Source organism: Nocardia sp. GP40, assembly GCF_050434125.1.
Classification (GTDB): Bacteria; Actinomycetota; Actinomycetes; order Mycobacteriales; family Mycobacteriaceae; genus Nocardia; species Nocardia albiluteola.
On sequence record NZ_JBNPVW010000002.1, the window covers coordinates 864,159 to 881,900 of the forward strand.

The window sequence follows — 17,742 nt, forward strand, 5'->3', positions numbered from 1 at the left end:
GATGGCCAGACCGTTTCGGGCCGCATTCGCCGGTGCGGCCGTACTGACCGTGGCCGGGGCACTGACCGGCCGGGACCGGCTGCAGTGGATCGCGAAACCGATGATGATGCCGCTGCTGGCGGCCGATGTGGTGCACAGCGGCGGGTCGCTCGCGCCGGCCGATCGAGCGCTGTTGCTCGGCTCGCTGGGCGCCGCGACGGTGGGCGACGTGCTGCTCATCGATCCGGACGACGATCGTCGATTGGTCGCGGGCGCAAGCGCTTTCGCGGTGATGCAGGCGGGGTATTCGGCGCTCTGGTGGCGGCGGGGTGCCCGTCCGCGCGCGGCCGTCGCGGCCCCGCGCATCGCGGCCTGGCTCTGTGCGGGCGCGCTGTTGCGCCGCGGTGCGCCGCGGCTTGCGTTGCCGCTGAGCGGCTATGGCGCCACCCTGGCCACCGCGGCGGTGCTCGCCTCCGACCCGGATCTGGCTCCGGATGCGAAAACCCTTGCGGGCATGAATCTTCCGGCCCGCGATCCACGCACCCGTGTGGGCCTGGGCGCGCTGCTGTTCACCGTCTCGGACGGGCTGATCGTGCTGCGCCGCCTGTTCGCCCGTACGCCGCGGGCCCGCCGCATCACAGAGGGCATCATTCTGGCGACCTACGCGGGGGCGCAGTATCTGCTCACCGACCCGCGCGTTCACACGGAGTAGTCTCTCTTCGCGGTCGTGGGGTTTGTTCCGGACTCTCGCCAGGGCGACGGATGTAGTGGCTCCGGGATGGTCGAGGCGGTCGTCCGGGGCTGTCGGCAGGGCGGTCGAGCCGTGGGGTATGGGGCGCTCGATTACAAACACAGGATGATGCGGTCGCGGTCGGTGGGGTCGACGCGGACCGAAATCGTCTCTCCGACGGTGATCTTCGGTTCGTCGATCGGCGCGACATCGAAAACGATGGTGCCCCGGTAAGTTGCGGATCCCGGGACGGTGAGCTCGAGGTCCAGCTCGGTGAGTTCGGTGTGGTGATCGGTGCGGGTCAGGGGATGCACGCCCTCGATGACGGCCCAGCCCTCGAGGCCGTGCCGCAGCAGTCGACGGTCGGCGCGCGTCGGGCGCTGGGCCAGCACCATCCCCAGCCCGACGCAGGATCCGAACATGCCCACCAGCGCCACCATCTGATACGGCAGCGTCCCGGGCGGGGTGTGCTTGACGACCCATCCCAGCCAGAAGCCGAGGAGCATCATGTACCCGACGGTCACGCCGAGCACCGTGCGAAGTATGCGCGAGTGGTCCATGGCCCACCTCCACCACCGCTTCAGACTTCCAGGATAGGCCCTGGGTACCCGCTGTGCGGCCGTCTTGAACCGGAGGCCGGTCAGGCCCCGCCCGGCCGCAGCCGCAGCACCGCCAGGACCCGGCGATGGTGTTCGTCCGAGGGCGGCAGATCGAGCTTGATGAAGATGTTGCCGATGTGTTTTTCCACCGCGCGCTCGGTGACGGTCAGCGCCCGCGCGATGGCTCCGTTCGACAACCCCTGCGCCATGAGTTCGAGCACCTCGCGTTCGCGCGGGGTCAGCCGCGCCAGCGAATCCTGCTGCCGCGCCGCGCCCATCAGCTGGCTCACCACCTCCGGATCCAGGGCGGTGCCGCCCTCGGCGACCCGCGTCAACGCGTCGGCGAATTCGCGTACATCGGCGACCCGGTCCTTGAGAAGGTATCCGACGCCGCTCGCGCCACCGGCGAGAAGTTCGGTGGCATAACGGGTTTCGATCCACTGCGAGAAGACCAGCACGCCGGTGCCCGGAAACTTGCGCCGCAGTTCGATGGCGGCCAGCAGGCCCTCGTCGGTGAACGAGGGCGGCATGCGGACGTCCACTACCGCCACGTCGGGCCGGTGCTCGGCGACCACCTCGCTCAATCGGCTTGCCTCGCCGACCATTTCGACCACCCGGTGGCCGCGTTCGGTCAGCAGAGCGGCCAGGCCGTTGCGCAGGATCGCGCTGTCCTCGGCGATCACGATGCGCAGCGCACTCATTGCGGCCCCGCGATCGGCAGCGTGAGGGTGACGACGGTGGGTCCACCGGCCGGACTGTCCACGGTCAGCGCGCCGTCGACCGAGCGGGCGCGCGCTGCCAGGCCCGAAAGTCCGCCGCTCACCACGGTTTCCCCGGTCGGCACGGATGGCGGCAGCGCGCCGCCGTGGCCGTCGTCGCGCACCACGAGGGCGATGGTTCCCTCATAGGCCGGGAGCGCGGAGACCCAGGCCTGGGTGGCGCCGGAATGCTTCACCACATTGGTCAGCAGTTCGGCGACGGAGAAGTAGGCGATGGCCTCGATGGCGGGCGTCGGCCGATGCGGCAGGTGCACACGCAGTTCGACCGGCACCGCGCAACGCGCGGCCAGCGTCTCCAGCGCCGGTTCCAGCCCCAGCTCGAGGGCGGGGGGATGGATGCCGCGCACCAGTTCGCGCAGTTCGGCCAGGGCCTCCTTGGAGCTGTCGCGGGCATCGGCGATCAGTTCCGCGGGATCGGTGCCATCGGCGATCCGCTCCTGGGCGCGGCCGAGCGTCATCGCGATCGTTACCAGCCGGGCCTGGGTGCCGTCGTGTAGATCGCGCTCGAGGCGGCGCAGTGTCGCGGCGGAATCCTCGACCGCGACCCGCCGGCCCTCGCGCAGCTCCGCCATCCGGCGATCGCGCGCGGTCGGTGCGAGCAGCGCCTGCGCGAGCGCGGAGTGCAACCAGCACACGCCGCGCAGCAGCCACGGCAGCACCAGGCAGCCGAGCACGCCGATCGCGGCCAGCGCCAGCACCCGCGGCCAGGTCTCGACGTAGTAGTTGCCGAACTGGGCGAGCGAATGATGGCTACGCCCTTGGGAATCCACATTCGTCGGGTGGAACAGCGCCCACGGTATCGGCGAGATCGCCGTGAACACCGTGACCGTGATCGCGATCAGCACCGGATATCCGAGCCCGAGCCCCAGCACGATCTCGGCGAGCAGGAAGGCCAGCGCCCGCCAGGACGTGCGGTCCGCGAACGCGGCGCCCAGGAATCCGAAGAACCCGCGTCCGCGGTCGAACGGGGCCGGCGGCGGGATCGGGGTGTCCAGCAGCGTGCGGCACAGCGCCCGATACACCAGCGCCCACACCCGGCCGCTCAGGATCACCAGCGCCAGCAGGGGCACACCCACGACGGTAATCGACAACCCGAGGCTCACTCCGAAGCCACCCGCCAGATAGGGGATGGCGACGATGGCAAGGGGAGCGGCGATCAGGACGAAGGCGAACTGCTTCCAGGTCCTGGCTCGGAACGGAGCGAGCAGGATCGCACGGGCCACCTGTGCGTAGTCCGGTCCGGACGGTGACGGTCGGTCCGGTGCGACGGCGGGCTCGGCGACGGTTTCGGTCATGCTTCGATGCTGCCCGTTTCGGCCGGTCGCCCGCGAGCGGGCAGGCCACCGTGTCGGGGGTGTGGACAGCCACACCCCATCGACCGGTGTGGCGCGGGATTCGCCACCGATCGGACCGAGTTCGCGCGTCGTCTCGAGGCCGGAAAATCCGTCGGAGTCCGGCGGGGCCCGGCGCTACAGTGTGCGTGTGAATTACCCTCCAGCCCAGCCGCCTTACGGTTACGGGTACGGTCCGCAGTTCCGGCCACCGGATCATCCCCAGGCGACGACGATTCTGGTGCTGGGCATCCTGGGCTTCTTCTGCGGCGTCCTCGGCCCGTTCGCATGGGTGATGGGGCGCCGGGCGCTCACCGAGATCGACGCCTCCGGCGGTACCCTCGGCGGCCGGTCGAATGTGCAGGTCGGCTACATCCTGGGCATCGTGACGTCGATCCTGTTCGCGCTGAGCCTGATCTTCCTCATCGTCTATTTCATCATCATCGGCGTGCTCATCGCGCACGTCTCCACCACCCCGGCGCCGTGAGCCGGGCGCGCTGGCGAATCATGGGGGCGTGAGCGAGCGGAGCGAGCGACCCGACGACACAGCCGAGCGGAGCGAATCAGGCGCGGTGGTCCCGGACGATGCGGTACTGGCCGGCCCCACCGAATGGGGCGAGCACCCCCACGGCGTCGGGCCCTGGGAGCACGAGTTCGGCACGCCACCCCCGCCCGATCCGCGCCTGGACCCGGAGTTGCTCGCGCACGGCGACCGGCGCAATGTCGTTGACGCGTACCGATATTGGACGCGCGAGGCGATCGTCGCCGATATCGACCGGCGCCGGCATCCGTTCCATGTCGCGATCGAGAACTTCGGGCACGACGCCAATATCGGCACCGTGGTACGCACCGCCAATGCCTTCGCCGCGGCGGCGGTGCACATCGTGGGACGCCGCCGCTGGAATCGCCGCGGCGCCATGGTCACCGACCGCTATCAGCATCTCGAGCATCACACCGACATCGCCGAGCTGCTGGAGTTCGCCGCGCGCGCGGGCCTGGTCGTCGTCGCGGTCGACAACGTGCCCGGCGCGATTGCGCTGGAGACCGCCCGCCTGCCGCGCAATTGCCTGCTGCTGTTCGGGCAGGAGGGTCCGGGCGTGACCGACCAGGCCAAGGCCGGTGCGGTGATGACGGTCTCGATCGCCCAGTTCGGCTCCACGCGCAGCATCAATGCCGGTGTCGCCGCGGGAATCGCCATGCACACCTGGATCGCCCAGCACGCCGACCTCACCCGGGCCTGGTAGTTACCGTCCCGCGCTCCGTCGAAAACGGACACGAGACGGATGCATAACAAATCGGGCGCGGAATCGGGCGGGTTGCTGGCACCATGGATGCCATGACTTCGTCGAGCGACGACGAGCGACAGTCGGCACGCGTGCGGCGTGCGCGGCCACCGATCGATCGCACGGCCGAGCCCGTCGCCTCGGACTGGTCGCACCGGGCGGATCTGGCGGAGTCCGCGGTGGTGTCCCGCCATCTGCGCCGGCTGTGGGCCGCGCCGGGGACCAGGCTCGGCGTGGTGGGCTGGCCGCCCTTGCGGCGCGAGCGGCTGTACTTCACCTGGAACTACTGGTGGCAGGCGCATCTCATCGACTGTGCGATCGATGCCGCGAACCGGGACCCGACGCCCGCGCGCACCCGGCGTGTCGCCCGGCTGGCCCGCGCCCACCGCCTGCGCAACATCACCGGGTGGTCCAACGACTACTACGACGACATGGCGTGGCTGGCCCTGACCCTGGAACGCGCCGAACGCAACCGGGGCATCGCCAAGGTGCGCGGCGGCCTGCGCGCCCTGGAAAAGGAACTGATCATCGGGTGGCAGCCGCGGATCGGCGCCTTCCCGTGGCGCAAGGGCGCGGACTACTACAACACCCCGGCCAACGGCCCCGCCGGCATCGCGCTGGCCCGCCTCGGCCGGTACGCGCGGGCCGAGGAGATCGGCGACTGGCTGGACAAGCATCTGCGCGACGGCGAGACCGGCCTGATCCTGGACGGCGTCCATCTGCCCGCGGGCCGGGTCGAGCGGCCCGTGTACACCTACTGCCAGGGCGTGGTGCTGGGGCTCGAGACCGAATTGGCCGCGCACACAGGCGATTTCCGGCATATCGACCGCGTGCAGCGGCTGCTGGCCGCGGTGCAGGACCAGCTGACCGATCGCGGCGTCGTCACCGGGGGTGGCGGGGGCGACGGCGGCCTGTTCAACGGCATTCTGGCGCGGTATCTCGCGCTGACCGCCCTGCTGCTGCCCGGCGAGGAGGCCGATCAGGTCGGCGCCCGCAGCGTGGCGGCCGCGATCGTCAAGGCCTCGGCCCGGGCCGCCTGGGAGCATCGCCTCGAGGTCGAGGGCCAACCCCTCTTCGGTCCCGACTGGTCCCGCCCGGCCCGGATGCCCGCCGGCAAGGTCGGCGCCGGCGGACCCACCGGGCACGGGTCGGTCAGCGCGTCGACCAGCCCGGAACGGGATCTGTCGGTGCAGCTTTCGGGCTGGATGCTGATGGAGGCCGCCTACCTGGTGACGGCCGCGGGCCTGTAGGCCCTAGGGCCAATGTCGCGCAGTTTGGCGGGTGGGTCCTGATGTCAGGCCGGTGGTTCCGCAGGTGCGGCCGGCGAGCCCGGTGCCGACGATCGCGACTACGGAGGCGAGCGCGCAGGACCAGGCCCGTGGTGCCGTCGCCGATTGAGGCCGGGGCGGGCGGCCGGGCCGCCGGACCGGACCGATGGATGCAGGATCGGCGTTATGAGGTCTGTGCCGCACCGGCGACCGCATCGACTGGTTGTGGCATTCGAAACAGGTCGACGAATCGTTTTGCCGCTCTGAGGTTTCCAGTGACACCGGCCAGACCGGTAGCGATGGCCTCATCGAGATCTGTTGTACCGTTGAGGATTTGGAAAATGGTGTCCGCGTCCGTCTCGATCGTGGCGTCCGGACGATGGTCGCCCTCGGCCGGAAAGGACAGTGTGCCATGGGATATCGAGACCAGCAGCTCGTCCTCGCCGATGCGCAGCTCGAACAGGTAGTCCGGATCCCCCGGATCGGCCCGGAACGCACCACGCAGTGCCAGCGACAGTGAGTGCACGCTGAAGAAGTCGTCGGGCCCGCGCGTGCCGAGCCGACGAGCACCCCACATACCCAGCGTCACCATGGCGCTGTCCAGTTCGCGTCCGTAGTCGGTGAGCTCGTACGCGACCGACCGCCCCAGCAGTCGCCGCGTGGCAATATCCAGTTCTTCCAGCTCCTTCAGCCGGGCGCTGAGCACGTTGGTCGGAATCCCCGGCAGGCCCTTCTGCAGATCGGTGAAGCGCCTCGGGCCGTCCAGCAACTCGCGAACGATGAGCAGGGCCCAGCGGCCACCGACCATCTCCATGGCCCGGGCCAGTCCGCAAAACTGCAGGTATCCACGGCTCACAGGTTCATTTATATCATGCTTGTAAAAAACAAGTTCCGTTGCTAGCGTGAAGTCACATGCTCGCCTGAGCGTGTGTGGCGAACGAAAGGATCAAGCGGATGCCCATCGCCTATGTCGACATCCCGGCCGGTATCAGCGCCATCACGAAGGAGAAGCTGCACCACGACCTCTTCGAAGCCATCCATGAGGCGTGGCCGATTCCGGATACGCGCGTGTTCCTGCAGGAATGGCCCGCCCGCTCGGCCAGCCAGGACGGTGTGCTGTCCGATGAACCGGTCCGGCCGATCTGCTCGCTCGACGCGCCGCCGGAGCTGTCCCGAGATGCCAAGCGCAAGCTCGTCAAGCGCATCAGCGAAGCGATCGGCGAGGCGTGCGGCCGGACGAACGAGCAGGTCGTGCTGCCGAGCGGCACGGTCCAGGAGACCAACTGGGTGCTCACCTTCTTCCGTGAATACCCGCTGGACCGGGCAGCGCTGGGTGAGTACCTGCAGGACGAGAACCCGATGACGCTGGAGGCGTTGGCGATCGGAACCGGGAACTGAGGTCCTCACCATGGGGATCCAGCGGCGCAGCGTGGACAGCTGGGGGAGGCGTGGATGCCGAACTCGCTGATGAACTTGCCACGTCGTCGGCGTAGCGGCGATAGTGGCGCGCCTCGCCGACGCTGTCGTAGGGGCCGCCCCCTGCGCCGAGGTCCTATCCGTGCCACACCTCCCAGGCGGTGACGGTCGCCGTCGAGCACGCCGTTTGCGGCCATGAATCCCTCGGCGGGGCCTTTCGCCCCGCGGGCTGCCGGGCCAGTAGGGCACACCGCCATCGTGGGTGGCGACCGTGTCGGGCAGGATGCGGGGTAGTCGGTGCAGGCGAACATGAAGTCCTGCCGGATCAGCACGCCGAGTTCGTCGCAGGCTCGGTAGAAGGAGTCCTTCTCGTAGATGCCGCCGCCCCAGACATCAGGATTCGGCTCCGGAACTTCGAGCCGATGATCTGGCCGCGTTGATCTCCCATTTGGATGCCGGCCCGGCCATGGTATTCGGGTCCAGCGGCGGGGCGGTGACCACGTTGGCCCTGGTGCAGGCATATCCGGGGCTGGTAAGTACGGCGGTGCCGCACGAGCCGCCGGTGTCGGAGCTTCTGGCGGATCGGGCAGAACAGCGGGAGACCGCGGCCGAGATCATCCCCACCTACGTAGCAGGCGACCGGTTGGCCGCTTGGCGAAAGTTCATGGCCAATTCCAAAATATTCATCCCGGAAGAAGTCCAAACTGCGCGAGATTGGCCCTAGGCCTCCTCGGCGTGCGCCGTGCCGCCGCCCGATGCCCCGGACGCGCAGCTGGCCGCGGGCCGTTCGAGATCGAAATCCTCGGCGGGACGGGATATTTCGATGCGGTACTGCCGCACGCCCAGGCCGGTGCCGATGAGCAGGCCGGCGACCAGCGTGCCGATCACCGTGGGCATCAACCAGGACACCCGGTTCAGGAATCCGCCGCCGTAGAAGCCGACCAGCAGCAGTACCGGCGCCCAGAGCACCGCGCCGATCGTGCTGGCGACCGTGTAGCGCCGGTGATCCATGTGCGCGGCCCCGGCGACCAGCGGGCACAGCGTGCGCACCCACGGAATCCAGCGGGCGACCAGCACCGCCAGGAATCCGTGCCGGTGTAGCAGGTCGGTCACGCGCATCAGGTTGCGGGTGTTGATGTAGCGGCCGTTGCGCCGCGCCACCAGATGGTGGCCGGTGCGCGTGCCGATCACGTATCCGACCTGATTGCCGGCGATCGCCGAGATCATCGTCGCCAGGACCAGCCCCCACACCTGTGTGTGGCCGCTCTGGTGCGAGGCCAGCACGATACCGGCGGTGAGCAGCATCGAATCGCCGGGCAGGAACAGCCCGATGATCAGGGCGCACTCGAGGAAGACGAAGACGAGTACAACGAGCCAGACCAGGACCGGCCCGGCGGACTGCAGCGAATCGAGTCCGCCCAGTGCGAGGGGTAGCGGGGTGTTCGGCAAGGTGTCAGCGCATGGATTCGTTCGTCGGAGCAGGGTCGGTCTCGGCCAGCACGGGCTCGTGGTTGCGTAGCTTCTTGGCCACCGAGATGATGCCCGGCAGGACCGAGATCAGCACGATCAGAATGAAGATCGCCTCGATGTGATTGCGAACGATCGCGATGTTGCCCAGGTAGAAGCCCAGGATCGTGACGCCGCCACCCCAGGCGACGCCGCCGACGATGTCGAAGGTCAGGAAGGTGCGGTAGTCCATCTTGGACACGCCCGCCAGGACCGGCATGAAGGTGCGCACGATCGGCACGAACCGGCCCAGGATGATGGTCTTGGGCCCGTGCTTCTCGAAGAAGGCGTGCGTCTCGGTGACATAGCGCTGCTTGAAGAAGCGCCCGTCCTTCTTGTGGAACAGCGCCGGTCCGATGGCCCGGCCGATCCAGTACGCGCACTGATCGCCCGCGATCGCGGTGATCGCGACGGCGGGCAGCAGCACCCCGATGGAGACCGGGTGCTGGGGATGCGCGGCCAGCAGACCGCCGGTGAACAGCAGCGAATCGCCGGGCAGGATCGGGAACAGCAGTCCCGTCTCGATGAAGACCATGACCAGAATGGCCGGCAGCACCGCGTCCTTGAGCCACGTCTCCGTGAGCAGGTGCATCGGGTCGAGCAGTCCCTTGATACCGGAGCTACTCGCAAGAACATCGGAAATGGCCAGCATGGTCACGGCCCCCACAGTACCGGCAGGTGGGCTATGACACCGAACCTCACTGCAACCTCACCGGGCCCGCAGGTCCAGGGGGTGCCTTCCGCCCGGGGGACGGGTGAACCTAGGGTGGGCATTGACATATCTGTTCTTCGCAGCGCACACACGGAGGTCACTGCAGTGCCCATCGCGACTCCGGAGGTCTACGCCGAGATGCTCGGTCGGGCCAAAGAGAACTCCTTCGCCTTTCCCGCGATCAACTGCACGTCGTCGGAGACGATCAACGCGGCGATCCGCGGCTTCGCCGAGGCGGGCAGTGACGGCATCATCCAGTTCTCCACCGGCGGCGCCGAATTCGGCTCCGGCCAGGGTGTGAAGGACATGGTCACGGGCGCGGTCGCCCTCGCCGAATTCGCGCACGTGGTGGCGGCCCGGTACGACATCACCGTCGCGCTGCACACCGACCACTGCCCCAAGGACAAGCTGGACACTTACGTGCGCCCGCTGCTGGCCATCTCGCAGGAGCGGGTGCGCGCGGGGAAGAACCCGCTGTTCCAGTCGCACATGTGGGACGGCTCGGCGATTCCGATCGACGAGAACCTGGAGATCGCCAAAGAGCTGCTGAAGCAGGCCGCGGCCGCGAACATCATCCTCGAGGTCGAGATCGGCGTCGTCGGCGGCGAGGAGGACGGCGTCGAGGCCGAGATCAACGAGAAGCTCTACACCTCCCCCCAGGACTTCGAGAAGACCATCGACGCGCTCGGTTCCGGCGAGAACGGCAGGTACCTGCTCGCGGCCACCTTCGGCAACGTGCACGGCGTCTACAAGCCGGGCAACGTGGTGCTCAAGCCCGAGGTGTTGGCCGAGGGCCAGCGGGTGGCCGCGGCCAAGCTCGGCCTGCCGCAGGGCGCCAAGCCCTTCGACTTCGTCTTCCACGGTGGTTCGGGCTCGCTGAAGTCGGAGATCGACGATTCGCTGAAGTTCGGCGTGGTGAAGATGAACGTCGACACCGACACCCAGTACGCCTTCACCCGCCCGATCGCCGGCCACATGTTCGGCAACTACGACGGCGTGCTGAAGATCGACGGCGAGGTCGGCAACAAGAAGGTCTACGACCCACGTAGCTACCTGAAGAAGGCCGAGACCGGCATGGCCGACCGTGTCGTCGAGGCATGCAACGACCTCAAGTCCGCGGGCAAGTCCGTCAGCGCGAAGTAAGTAGCACAGCCGAATAGCGCGCGGGGTCATGCGGCACTAGGTTGTCAGAAATGGCTGGCTGCACGGCCCCATCTCGCGGCGCCCGCCGGTGCGCTGAAGCGCGGGGAGGCGGAGGAGCGTAGTGACACTGGATGTTCGGGTCCTAGGGCCCGTCCAATTGCTGGTCGACGGCGCACCCGTGGCGGTGGGGGGTCCCAAGCCGCGGGCGCTGCTGGCCGCGCTGACGGTGAACCGGCGGCGGGCGGTGTCCTCGCAGGCGCTGGCCGATATCGTCTGGAACGAGGAGCCGCCGGACTCCTATCAGGCCAGCCTGCAGGTTTTCGTTTCGAATATTCGTAAGGCCCTGCGTAATTCGGGTGTCGACCAGGCGGTGCTGCGGACCGAGTCGTCCGGGTACCGGCTCGAGATCCCGGACGGTGGCTGCGATCTGGGCCGCTTCGACGCCGCCCGTCGCGCCGGCGCCGAGGCTGTCGGCGCGGGCGACCACGACCGCGCCTCCCAGCTGTTCGCCGAGGCGCTGGCCGAGTGGAGCGGCAAGGCCCTGGACGACCTGTCCGGGCTGCACTTCGCCGAGAGCTTCGCCACCGCGATGGACGAGGAGCGGCTGCTGGTCGCCTCGGCCCGGATCGATGCCGAGATCGCTTGCGGCCGTGCCTCTTCCGTGGTGGGCGAGCTGGTCTCGATGACCGGCGCGCATCCGCTGCGGGAGCCGCTGTGGGTGCAGCTGATTACCGCGCTGTACCTGTCGGGCCGTCAGGCCGACGCGCTGGAGGCGTGCCGCCGGGTCCGCACGGTGCTGGCCGACGAGCTCGGCATCGACCCCGGTCCCGCGCTCACCGAACTGGAACAACGGGTGCTGCGGCAGGAACCGCTCGACACCGCCGACATCGCCAAGGTCGAGCGGATGGCGCAGGCAATGACCGAGACGGTGACCGAGACGCCGCACTCGGCGCGTTCGGGCCGGCTGCGGCTGCCCGACGGGCGCACGGTGCCGATCGCCAAGGGCGGCTTGAAGATCGGCCGCATGACCGACAACGATCTGGTGCTCGACGATCCGAAGGTCAGCCGATACCACGCCCACATCCTGCCGAGCCGGGCCGGCCTGCTGATCAAGGACCTGCACTCGGCCAACGGCATCTACATCAACGAGGAAGCGATCGACAGCGGTTCGGTCCTGGCCGACGGCGACGCGGTCCGCATCGGCGCGACCGTCCTGGTCTTCGAGGCCGGATAGCCTACGGCGTGTTGCTGTCCGGGCCGCACGCGACGCCGGTGCCCTTGGGGTCGAGCAGGCCGTTGTATCCCGGCTGCGAGGAGTAGAGCGGCGCCTTGCCCTCCGCGCGCACGGTCGCGCAGTTCGGGTAGTACACGGACCTCTGGTCCGGGGTGCCGGTGTCGGAGCCGGAGATCGTGCCCTGATTGTTGACGGTGAATCCGCTGCCGCCCGCGGAACTGCCGCCGGTGCCCGCCCCGGAGCCGGGCGAGGCCAGAGCCGTGCCGCCCCCGACCATGGTGCCGAGCGCGAGTAGTCCGGCTGCCGCGACGGCCGGGATCATGCGGCGGAACGATGAAATCTTCACGGCGACAATCCTGTTCGGGTAATGGTCGAACCTCCGCACCGCGAGGGGGAGGATCCTTCGAGTCGCGAGCCGGTACAGCCCGGCCTGTACTCACAGGGATAACGCTCTGAACGGGTGGATGGTTCGAGACAACTCTATGCGGATTACCTGAGAATCGTTCACAGAGTTACCCATCGGTCACTCGATGGCTGCGAATGCCGCGCGATCCCGGTTTCGCCCGGTACTGTCAGGGCGGTTGAGACAGAGCGGGATCGACGCACACCGCAGGCCGCGCTGATACCGCAGGAACGTACCCGAAACGAGGGGTTGGGACTGTGTCGATCGGCGGCGCTTCGCGGAGCCTTGACCGGTTACGGAAGCCGACGCCCACCGGCCCGCCGGTAGGCGCCTGGTATGCGACGGCGCTTCCTCGGGTCCACGCCCATCTACCTGCCCCGTCCCCGTCGGTCCGCACCGGGGTGTGGTTGCGGCTGCTGGCCGCCGCCGCAACGATCGCGCTCGGCACACTGTGCGCACAACCGGTCGCACAGGCCGCTCCGGCAGTCCCCGGGGCCGGGCCCTGCGCGACCGATCCGCTGCCCACCCACGAATCCTTGGTGCCCAAGACGCTCGAGGTGCCGATTCCCTATCCGGTGGTGACGGTCGATCCCGGCCCGCCCCCGGCCGCGAAGCCCACCCGCACCAGGATGACGCTGCCCGCCGACCCCTGCGTCGATCCCTGCCCGGATCTCACCGACACCTCCGCCCCGCCGCCGGATCTGTTGCGGCGCTTCGGCATTCCCGATGTTTTGGTGAGCCCGAAGCCGTTCTACTTCGCGCTCCCACCGGGCCCCTCGCCCCACCCCGGACCGCCGCCTCCGGCTCGGCAGCATCCGCCGACCGAAGTGGCGCCGCAGTCGCCCGCCCGCCCGGCCCCGCGGATCGCCGGGGTCACCGAGGTGGCCAAGGAGACCGGTGCCGATTCGGTGAACCGCACCGACAAGCGCTGGCAGGTGTACGGCACCGATCTGGGGATCTCGTGGGAGAGCGCACCCGGGGAGATCGCCATGGCGTTCGGTGACAGCGTCGGCGTCGGATTCCACCCGCCGGGCGGGATGGGACAGGACTGGCGCAGTAACCTGTTGGCCTTCAGCCACACTCGCGATCTGAGCCACGGCGTCGTCTTCGATCGCATGGTCACCGACGGCCGCTGTCACGCGGCCGAGGTGCTGTCCAGTCGCAAGAAGGACAACATCGAGATCACCACGATCCCGACGTCCGGATTCGCGCTCGGCAAGCGCCAATACCTGAGCTACATGTCGATCCGGACCTGGAACAGCCTGCCGGGCACGTTCTTCACCAATTACGGCGGCATCGCCTACTCCGACGACCACGGCCAGACCTGGACCAAGGATCCCTACGCGCACTGGGACGACATCTTCGGCCTCGCGAATTTCCAAGTGGCCGCGATGGTTCCGCAGGGTGGCTACGTGTACATGTTCGGCACCCCCAATACCAGGCTGGGCGCGGTCGGGCTGGCGCGGGTGCCCGCCGCGCAGCTGCTCAACACCTCGGCCTACCAGTACTGGCGCGACGGTGAGTGGACCGCGGTCGGCGGATCCACCTCGGCCACACCGATTGTGGACGCCCCGGCGGGCGAGCTGTCGGTACGCTACGACACCGCGCGGCGCGTGTGGCAGATGAGCTACCTGGACACCGCGCGGGGCGCCATCGTTGTGCGCGAGGCGGATTCACCCCAGGGCGTCTGGTCCGCCAGCACGCCAACGGTGACGGTGTCCCAATATCCGGAACTGTACGGCGGTTTCATCCATCCGTGGTCCACCGGCTCGGATCTCTACTTCACGATCAGCACCTGGAGCGACTACAACGTCTACCTGATGCACGCGAAAATCAGGTAGTAACTACCTAGCTCAGCTGCACTTCGGCCACGGCGCGGCCGAAGAGCTTCTTGCCCTCCGAGGTTCCGGACAGCAGCAGCGTCGCGGTGCGGCGTTCGGGATCCAGCGACTTGACCTTCGCGGTGAACTCGATCTGTGCGGGGGAGGTCGCCGGGACCGATACCAGACTCGCGAAGCGCACGCTGTACGACTCGATCGCGGTCGGGTCGCCCAGCCAGGAGCTGAGGTACTCCGCGCCCAGGCCCATGGTCAGCAGGCCGTGCGCCACCACGGTCGGGAGCCCCGCCAGGTCGGCGGCGCGGTCGCTGAAGTGAATCGGATTGGTATCGCCGGACACGCCCGCGTAGTTCACCAGGTCGCCGCGGGTGAGCTGCATCTTGCCCGCGGGCAGCTCGTCGCCGACGGTCAGATCCTCGAAGCGGGGGACCGTGCGCACCTCGAGGCCCGCGCGCGACCGCGTCAGCGGCGGAATCTCGGTGGCCTCCTCGGCGGTCATCGGGGCGATGACATCGGACTCGGTCCGATCGGTCTCGCGCCGATGCATGACCAGGCCCTCGACCAGCCGCGCGATATCGGGATCGATCTCCACGCCCAGCCGCGCCACGATCGTCACCGTCGCGACGACCACGACCGCGCCGGACTCGTCGATGATGGCCGCGCGCACGGTGAGGAAGTCGTTGCCGCGCACCCGGCGGATCGACTCGATCTTGGTCTCCGTGTGCAGTACGTCCCCGGAAACCATCGGCCGATAGATCTCGAAGAGCTGATCGGTCTGCAGGATCTGCGACAGGTCGTAACTGGTCAGCACGGAGTCGAGCAGGGCCTGGGTGGTGGTCCACCCGATCACCGCGGCGAAGGTCGTCGGCGCGAGGAGGCCCTCGCAGCCGAGCTTGGCCGCATCGCCCTCGAACCGGTGGGCGGGGTGGGCGTTCTGCACGGCGCGGGCGAATTCGCGCACCTTCTCGCGGCCGACTTCGTAGCTACCCCGGACGCGGTACTGCCTGCCGATCAGTTCCGTCGGTGCCGACGCTTCGATAGCCAGCTCCGGCATATCCCTGTGCTCCCTGCTCAAATCTCTACTGCTGCTCTTACTGCGTAAATTCTGGTACGCCCGAGAGTCCGGTGCAATCCGGACCGCGGACACAGCCGGACAATCCCGGCCACTCTACCGGGCGATTCGGGCCGGTGACCAGCCGCCTGTGATGCTTATCGCGCGCTGACGTGGATGCGTCACAACACACTTCGATTACGGTGCGGAAGCTCACTACCCCGCGTTCGGGGAATCGCACACCTTCCATCCGGTGGCCGTGTTCTGCAGGTCGAAGGTGCGCGCGACCCGGGTGGGGTCGGCATCGGTGTACACGCTGGCCTGTGCGACCGCCTTGTCCCCGGTGATCTGGACCGAATCGACGGCATCCACCTTGGGAATCTTGCGCTGATCGACGGCCAGCTTGTGCACGCTTGCGTACTGGTCGGGCGCGATGCTCCTGTAGAAGTCGTGCTGGGCGCCGCAGGTGGCGGACTGCAGGTCGGGGAGGTTTCCGCTCTTCAGTGCGGTGGTGTAATCGCCGATAGCGGCCTTGACCTTGGCCTCCGGCGAGTTGTTCGTGCCGCCCGAGACCAGCGCGATGATCACCGCGATCACGACGACGGCGGCCGCCACCGCACCCGCGATCAGCAGCCGGCGCTTGTTGCGCTGCGGGGTGCCTCCCGCCGGCGCGTCCATCGGCGGGTTGGCGCCGGGAATGCGTTGTGGCGCAGCGATTACGCGCGTCTGCTGCGCGTCCGGTGAGGGCGGCGCGGCCGTCTGCGGTGCGTCGTGCGGCGTGTCCTGCCGCGCGGACATCGGTGCGGTCGGCGACGACATCGAGGGCGCCGGAGCGGTGGGCCGCACGTCCGCCGGCGAGGGTGCGCCGCCCGGACGCGGTCCCGGCACTCCCCCACCCGCGGGTGGACTCTGCATGGGACTCGAGGGACCTTGCGGCACGGTGTTTTTCGGCCCGGATCCCGGGCGTGGGGTGGCGGGAGGCCTGGTGATCGGCGCGCGTCCGCCCGGCGGCGTGACTCGGTCGGTGCTCGGCTGGCCGCCGATCTGCAGTTTCTCGGTCGCCTGCTCGCCGGGACGCTGTACGGGCAGGGCCGTGGTCTCGGCATCCGATGCGCCCGAGACCTGCGGCATGGCAACGGTTTTCGGATCGTCTACAAGCTCGCCGCCGGTGCCCGGCAGCGCCGATTCGGGAATGATCACCGTATCGCCGCCCGGCGCGGATTCGGTCGCGGCGCTGGACTTTCCGCCGGTCGCCGGCATTGTCGGACGTGGGGGAACCGCGGTCTTGCCGCCAGCCGCGGTCCGGTCCGGTGTGGCGGCTGCGGAATCGGATCCCGCCGTGCCGGAAGGCATTCCGCCGGACTGGGGAAGTACCGAGGTGGGGATGACCGTGGTCTTGTCACCCGCGCCCTGGTCCGGCCCGGTCGAAGCCGGTTGCCCGGCGGCTCCCTTGGCGATCGCCTGGGTTTCGGCCTCCGCGCCGGGCCCTGCCGCCGTCGGCGGCACGGTCGCGCCAGGCCGCGGCGGCACGGGTGGGGCCGGTGGTTTCGGGGCGGGGCGCGGTGGCAGCGGGGAGGGCCCGACTCCCGGGCGCGGAGTCGATGGCGCGTTCACGGGGGTGGGCGACGCGGCCGAAGCGGCCGCCGATGTGTCCGGTCCGGCGGCGCCGGCAGCGCGCGGAATCCGCTCGGTCACGCCCGCGGCGCCTCCCGCACCGGGCAACTGATCGCGCGAGATCCGCTGGGTGGCGGAGGCGTCCGGCGAGGTGGGCGCACTGGCGGGACCGGATCCCGGCGCGCTCGCCGACGGACGCCGCCCGGAATCGGCGGAGTCCGGCTGCGGCTTCTGGTCGTCGGTCGGGTCGGACACTCGGCACCCTTCGCTCGGCGGAACAGTGTGAACTCGCAGGCAAGCCTATCGAGCAATTCCGGCGCCGGAGGACATTGCGGGTGCGAAGCGTGGGTCCGGATCCGGTGGGAATGTCCGCGATAGGCGATACTGAGCCCATGACCTCCTTCGGTGATCTCCTCGGACCGCAGCCGGTGCTACTCCCGGAAATTTCCGACGCGGAGGAGGCGCTGCTGAACAAGCAGGATCCAGTGCAGGTCGCCGCGGCGCACCCGACGGCCTCGATCGCCTGGGCGCAGCTGGCGGAAGACGCCCTGGCCCGCGCGCAGGCACAGGAGGGCGTGAACGCGGACGTCATCGCGGCGTACGCCTTCGCCCGCACCGGTTACCACCGCGGCCTGGACCTGTTGCGCCGCAACGGCTGGAAGGGCTTCGGTCCCGTGCCGTGGAGCCACGAGCCCAACCAGGGATTCCTGCGCGCCGTCGGAGCCCTCGCCCGCGCCGCGCGCACCATCGGCGAGTCCGACGAATACGCGCGCTGCCTGGACCTGCTCGAGGACTGCGATCCCCGCGCCGCGGCCGAACTGGGCCTCGACTGAGCAGTGCTCACCCACCCCGTCGG

The 17,742-nt window shown here is 69.0% G+C and carries 19 protein-coding genes; 10 read left to right on the plus strand and 9 right to left on the minus strand.

Annotation, left to right across the window (positions count from 1 at the left end; genetic code table 11):
• Position 1: 1 nt before the first annotated feature.
• Positions 2 to 691 carry a lysoplasmalogenase family protein gene (locus ABH933_RS08580; protein ID WP_429418950.1) on the plus strand — a complete coding sequence of 230 codons (690 nt, stop codon included), beginning with the start codon at positions 2 to 4 and terminating at the stop codon, positions 689 to 691.
• 131 nt (positions 692 to 822) lie between these two features.
• Here ABH933_RS08580 and ABH933_RS08585 read toward each other — a convergent pair whose 3' ends face one another.
• The 3 genes from ABH933_RS08585 to ABH933_RS08595 all read right to left on the minus strand — a co-directional run bounded on the left by ABH933_RS08585 (position 823) and on the right by ABH933_RS08595 (position 3,382).
• Complete coding sequence (locus ABH933_RS08585) at positions 823 to 1,269, minus strand: hypothetical protein (protein ID WP_429418952.1); 447 nt, start codon at positions 1,267 to 1,269, stop codon at positions 823 to 825.
• Positions 1,270 to 1,349: 80 nt separating this feature from the next.
• Positions 1,350 to 2,009 carry a LuxR C-terminal-related transcriptional regulator gene (locus ABH933_RS08590; protein ID WP_429418954.1) on the minus strand — a complete coding sequence of 220 codons (660 nt, stop codon included), beginning with the start codon at positions 2,007 to 2,009 and terminating at the stop codon, positions 1,350 to 1,352.
• Positions 2,006 to 3,382, minus strand: coding sequence for a sensor histidine kinase (locus ABH933_RS08595; RefSeq protein WP_429418956.1), 1,377 nt, complete (start codon positions 3,380 to 3,382; stop codon positions 2,006 to 2,008). The genes ABH933_RS08590 and ABH933_RS08595 overlap by 4 nt, the downstream gene beginning before the upstream one ends.
• 187 nt (positions 3,383 to 3,569) lie before the next feature.
• On the opposite strand from ABH933_RS08595, the gene ABH933_RS08600 reads away from it, so the two are divergent.
• The 3 genes from ABH933_RS08600 to ABH933_RS08610 all read left to right on the plus strand — a co-directional run bounded on the left by ABH933_RS08600 (position 3,570) and on the right by ABH933_RS08610 (position 5,951).
• Positions 3,570 to 3,905 carry a DUF4190 domain-containing protein gene (locus ABH933_RS08600; RefSeq protein WP_429418958.1) on the plus strand — a complete coding sequence of 112 codons (336 nt, stop codon included), beginning with the start codon at positions 3,570 to 3,572 and terminating at the stop codon, positions 3,903 to 3,905.
• An 85-nt stretch (positions 3,906 to 3,990) separates the two neighbouring features.
• Positions 3,991 to 4,662, plus strand: a complete 672-nt coding sequence (locus tag ABH933_RS08605; protein ID WP_429419249.1) for a TrmH family RNA methyltransferase — start codon at positions 3,991 to 3,993, stop codon at positions 4,660 to 4,662.
• 92 nt (positions 4,663 to 4,754) lie between these two features.
• A complete protein-coding gene (locus tag ABH933_RS08610) occupies positions 4,755 to 5,951 on the plus strand; it encodes a glycoside hydrolase family 76 protein (protein ID WP_429418960.1) in 1,197 nt (398 codons plus the stop codon).
• Between the two features lie 202 nt (positions 5,952 to 6,153).
• On the opposite strand, the gene ABH933_RS08615 is transcribed toward ABH933_RS08610, so the two are convergent.
• Positions 6,154 to 6,825 (minus strand): winged helix-turn-helix transcriptional regulator, encoded by a 672-nt coding sequence (locus tag ABH933_RS08615; RefSeq protein ID WP_429418962.1) that lies wholly within the window; start codon positions 6,823 to 6,825, stop codon positions 6,154 to 6,156.
• A 98-nt stretch (positions 6,826 to 6,923) separates the two neighbouring features.
• Here ABH933_RS08615 and ABH933_RS08620 point away from each other — a divergent pair, with 98 nt between their 5' ends.
• Both ABH933_RS08620 and ABH933_RS08625 read left to right on the plus strand, forming a co-directional pair.
• The gene (locus tag ABH933_RS08620) at positions 6,924 to 7,367 is read left to right on the plus strand and encodes a hypothetical protein (protein WP_429418964.1); all 444 of its coding nucleotides are present in this window, start codon (positions 6,924 to 6,926) and stop codon (positions 7,365 to 7,367) included.
• Between the two features lie 511 nt (positions 7,368 to 7,878).
• Positions 7,879 to 8,109: a hypothetical protein gene (locus tag ABH933_RS08625; protein ID WP_429418966.1), complete on the plus strand. Its 231-nt coding sequence runs from the start codon at positions 7,879 to 7,881 to the stop codon at positions 8,107 to 8,109.
• Here the strand turns inward: ABH933_RS08625 and ABH933_RS08630 are convergent.
• A complete protein-coding gene (locus tag ABH933_RS08630) occupies positions 8,106 to 8,834 on the minus strand; it encodes a DedA family protein (RefSeq protein ID WP_429418968.1) in 729 nt (242 codons plus the stop codon). The two genes, ABH933_RS08625 and ABH933_RS08630, sit on opposite strands and share 4 nt — an antisense overlap.
• Positions 8,835 to 8,838: 4 nt before the next feature.
• Positions 8,839 to 9,543: a DedA family protein gene (locus tag ABH933_RS08635; RefSeq protein ID WP_429419251.1), complete on the minus strand. Its 705-nt coding sequence runs from the start codon at positions 9,541 to 9,543 to the stop codon at positions 8,839 to 8,841.
• Between the two features lie 165 nt (positions 9,544 to 9,708).
• Here ABH933_RS08635 and fbaA point away from each other — a divergent pair, with 165 nt between their 5' ends.
• Together fbaA and ABH933_RS08645 are read left to right on the plus strand one after the other, a co-directional pair.
• Entirely contained in the window at positions 9,709 to 10,746 is a 1,038-nt protein-coding gene (gene fbaA, locus ABH933_RS08640; protein ID WP_429418970.1) for a class II fructose-bisphosphate aldolase, read from the plus strand.
• A 121-nt stretch (positions 10,747 to 10,867) separates the two neighbouring features.
• Complete coding sequence (locus tag ABH933_RS08645; protein ID WP_429418972.1) at positions 10,868 to 11,980, plus strand: BTAD domain-containing putative transcriptional regulator; 1,113 nt, start codon at positions 10,868 to 10,870, stop codon at positions 11,978 to 11,980.
• 1 nt (position 11,981) lies between these two features.
• Here ABH933_RS08645 and ABH933_RS08650 read toward each other — a convergent pair whose 3' ends face one another.
• Positions 11,982 to 12,326, minus strand: coding sequence for an excalibur calcium-binding domain-containing protein (locus ABH933_RS08650; RefSeq protein WP_429455018.1), 345 nt, complete (start codon positions 12,324 to 12,326; stop codon positions 11,982 to 11,984).
• Positions 12,327 to 12,784: 458 nt separating this feature from the next.
• Between ABH933_RS08650 and ABH933_RS08655 the strand changes: the two genes are divergently transcribed.
• A complete protein-coding gene (locus tag ABH933_RS08655; RefSeq protein WP_429418976.1) occupies positions 12,785 to 14,224 on the plus strand; it encodes a DUF4185 domain-containing protein in 1,440 nt (479 codons plus the stop codon).
• Positions 14,225 to 14,231: 7 nt separating this feature from the next.
• Here the strand turns inward: ABH933_RS08655 and ABH933_RS08660 are convergent, their stop codons facing one another.
• Together ABH933_RS08660 and ABH933_RS08665 are read right to left on the minus strand one after the other, a co-directional pair.
• On the minus strand, positions 14,232 to 15,275 hold the full coding sequence (locus tag ABH933_RS08660; RefSeq protein ID WP_429418978.1) for a fused (3R)-hydroxyacyl-ACP dehydratase subunits HadA/HadB: 1,044 nt from the start codon (positions 15,273 to 15,275) through the stop codon (positions 14,232 to 14,234).
• Between the two features lie 213 nt (positions 15,276 to 15,488).
• Positions 15,489 to 17,141 (minus strand): hypothetical protein, encoded by a 1,653-nt coding sequence (locus ABH933_RS08665; protein WP_429418980.1) that lies wholly within the window; start codon positions 17,139 to 17,141, stop codon positions 15,489 to 15,491.
• A gap of 137 nt (positions 17,142 to 17,278) precedes the next feature.
• Here ABH933_RS08665 and ABH933_RS08670 point away from each other — a divergent pair, with 137 nt between their 5' ends.
• Positions 17,279 to 17,719 (plus strand): DUF3151 domain-containing protein, encoded by a 441-nt coding sequence (locus ABH933_RS08670; protein ID WP_215922196.1) that lies wholly within the window; start codon positions 17,279 to 17,281, stop codon positions 17,717 to 17,719.
• Positions 17,720 to 17,742: the final 23 nt, after the last annotated feature.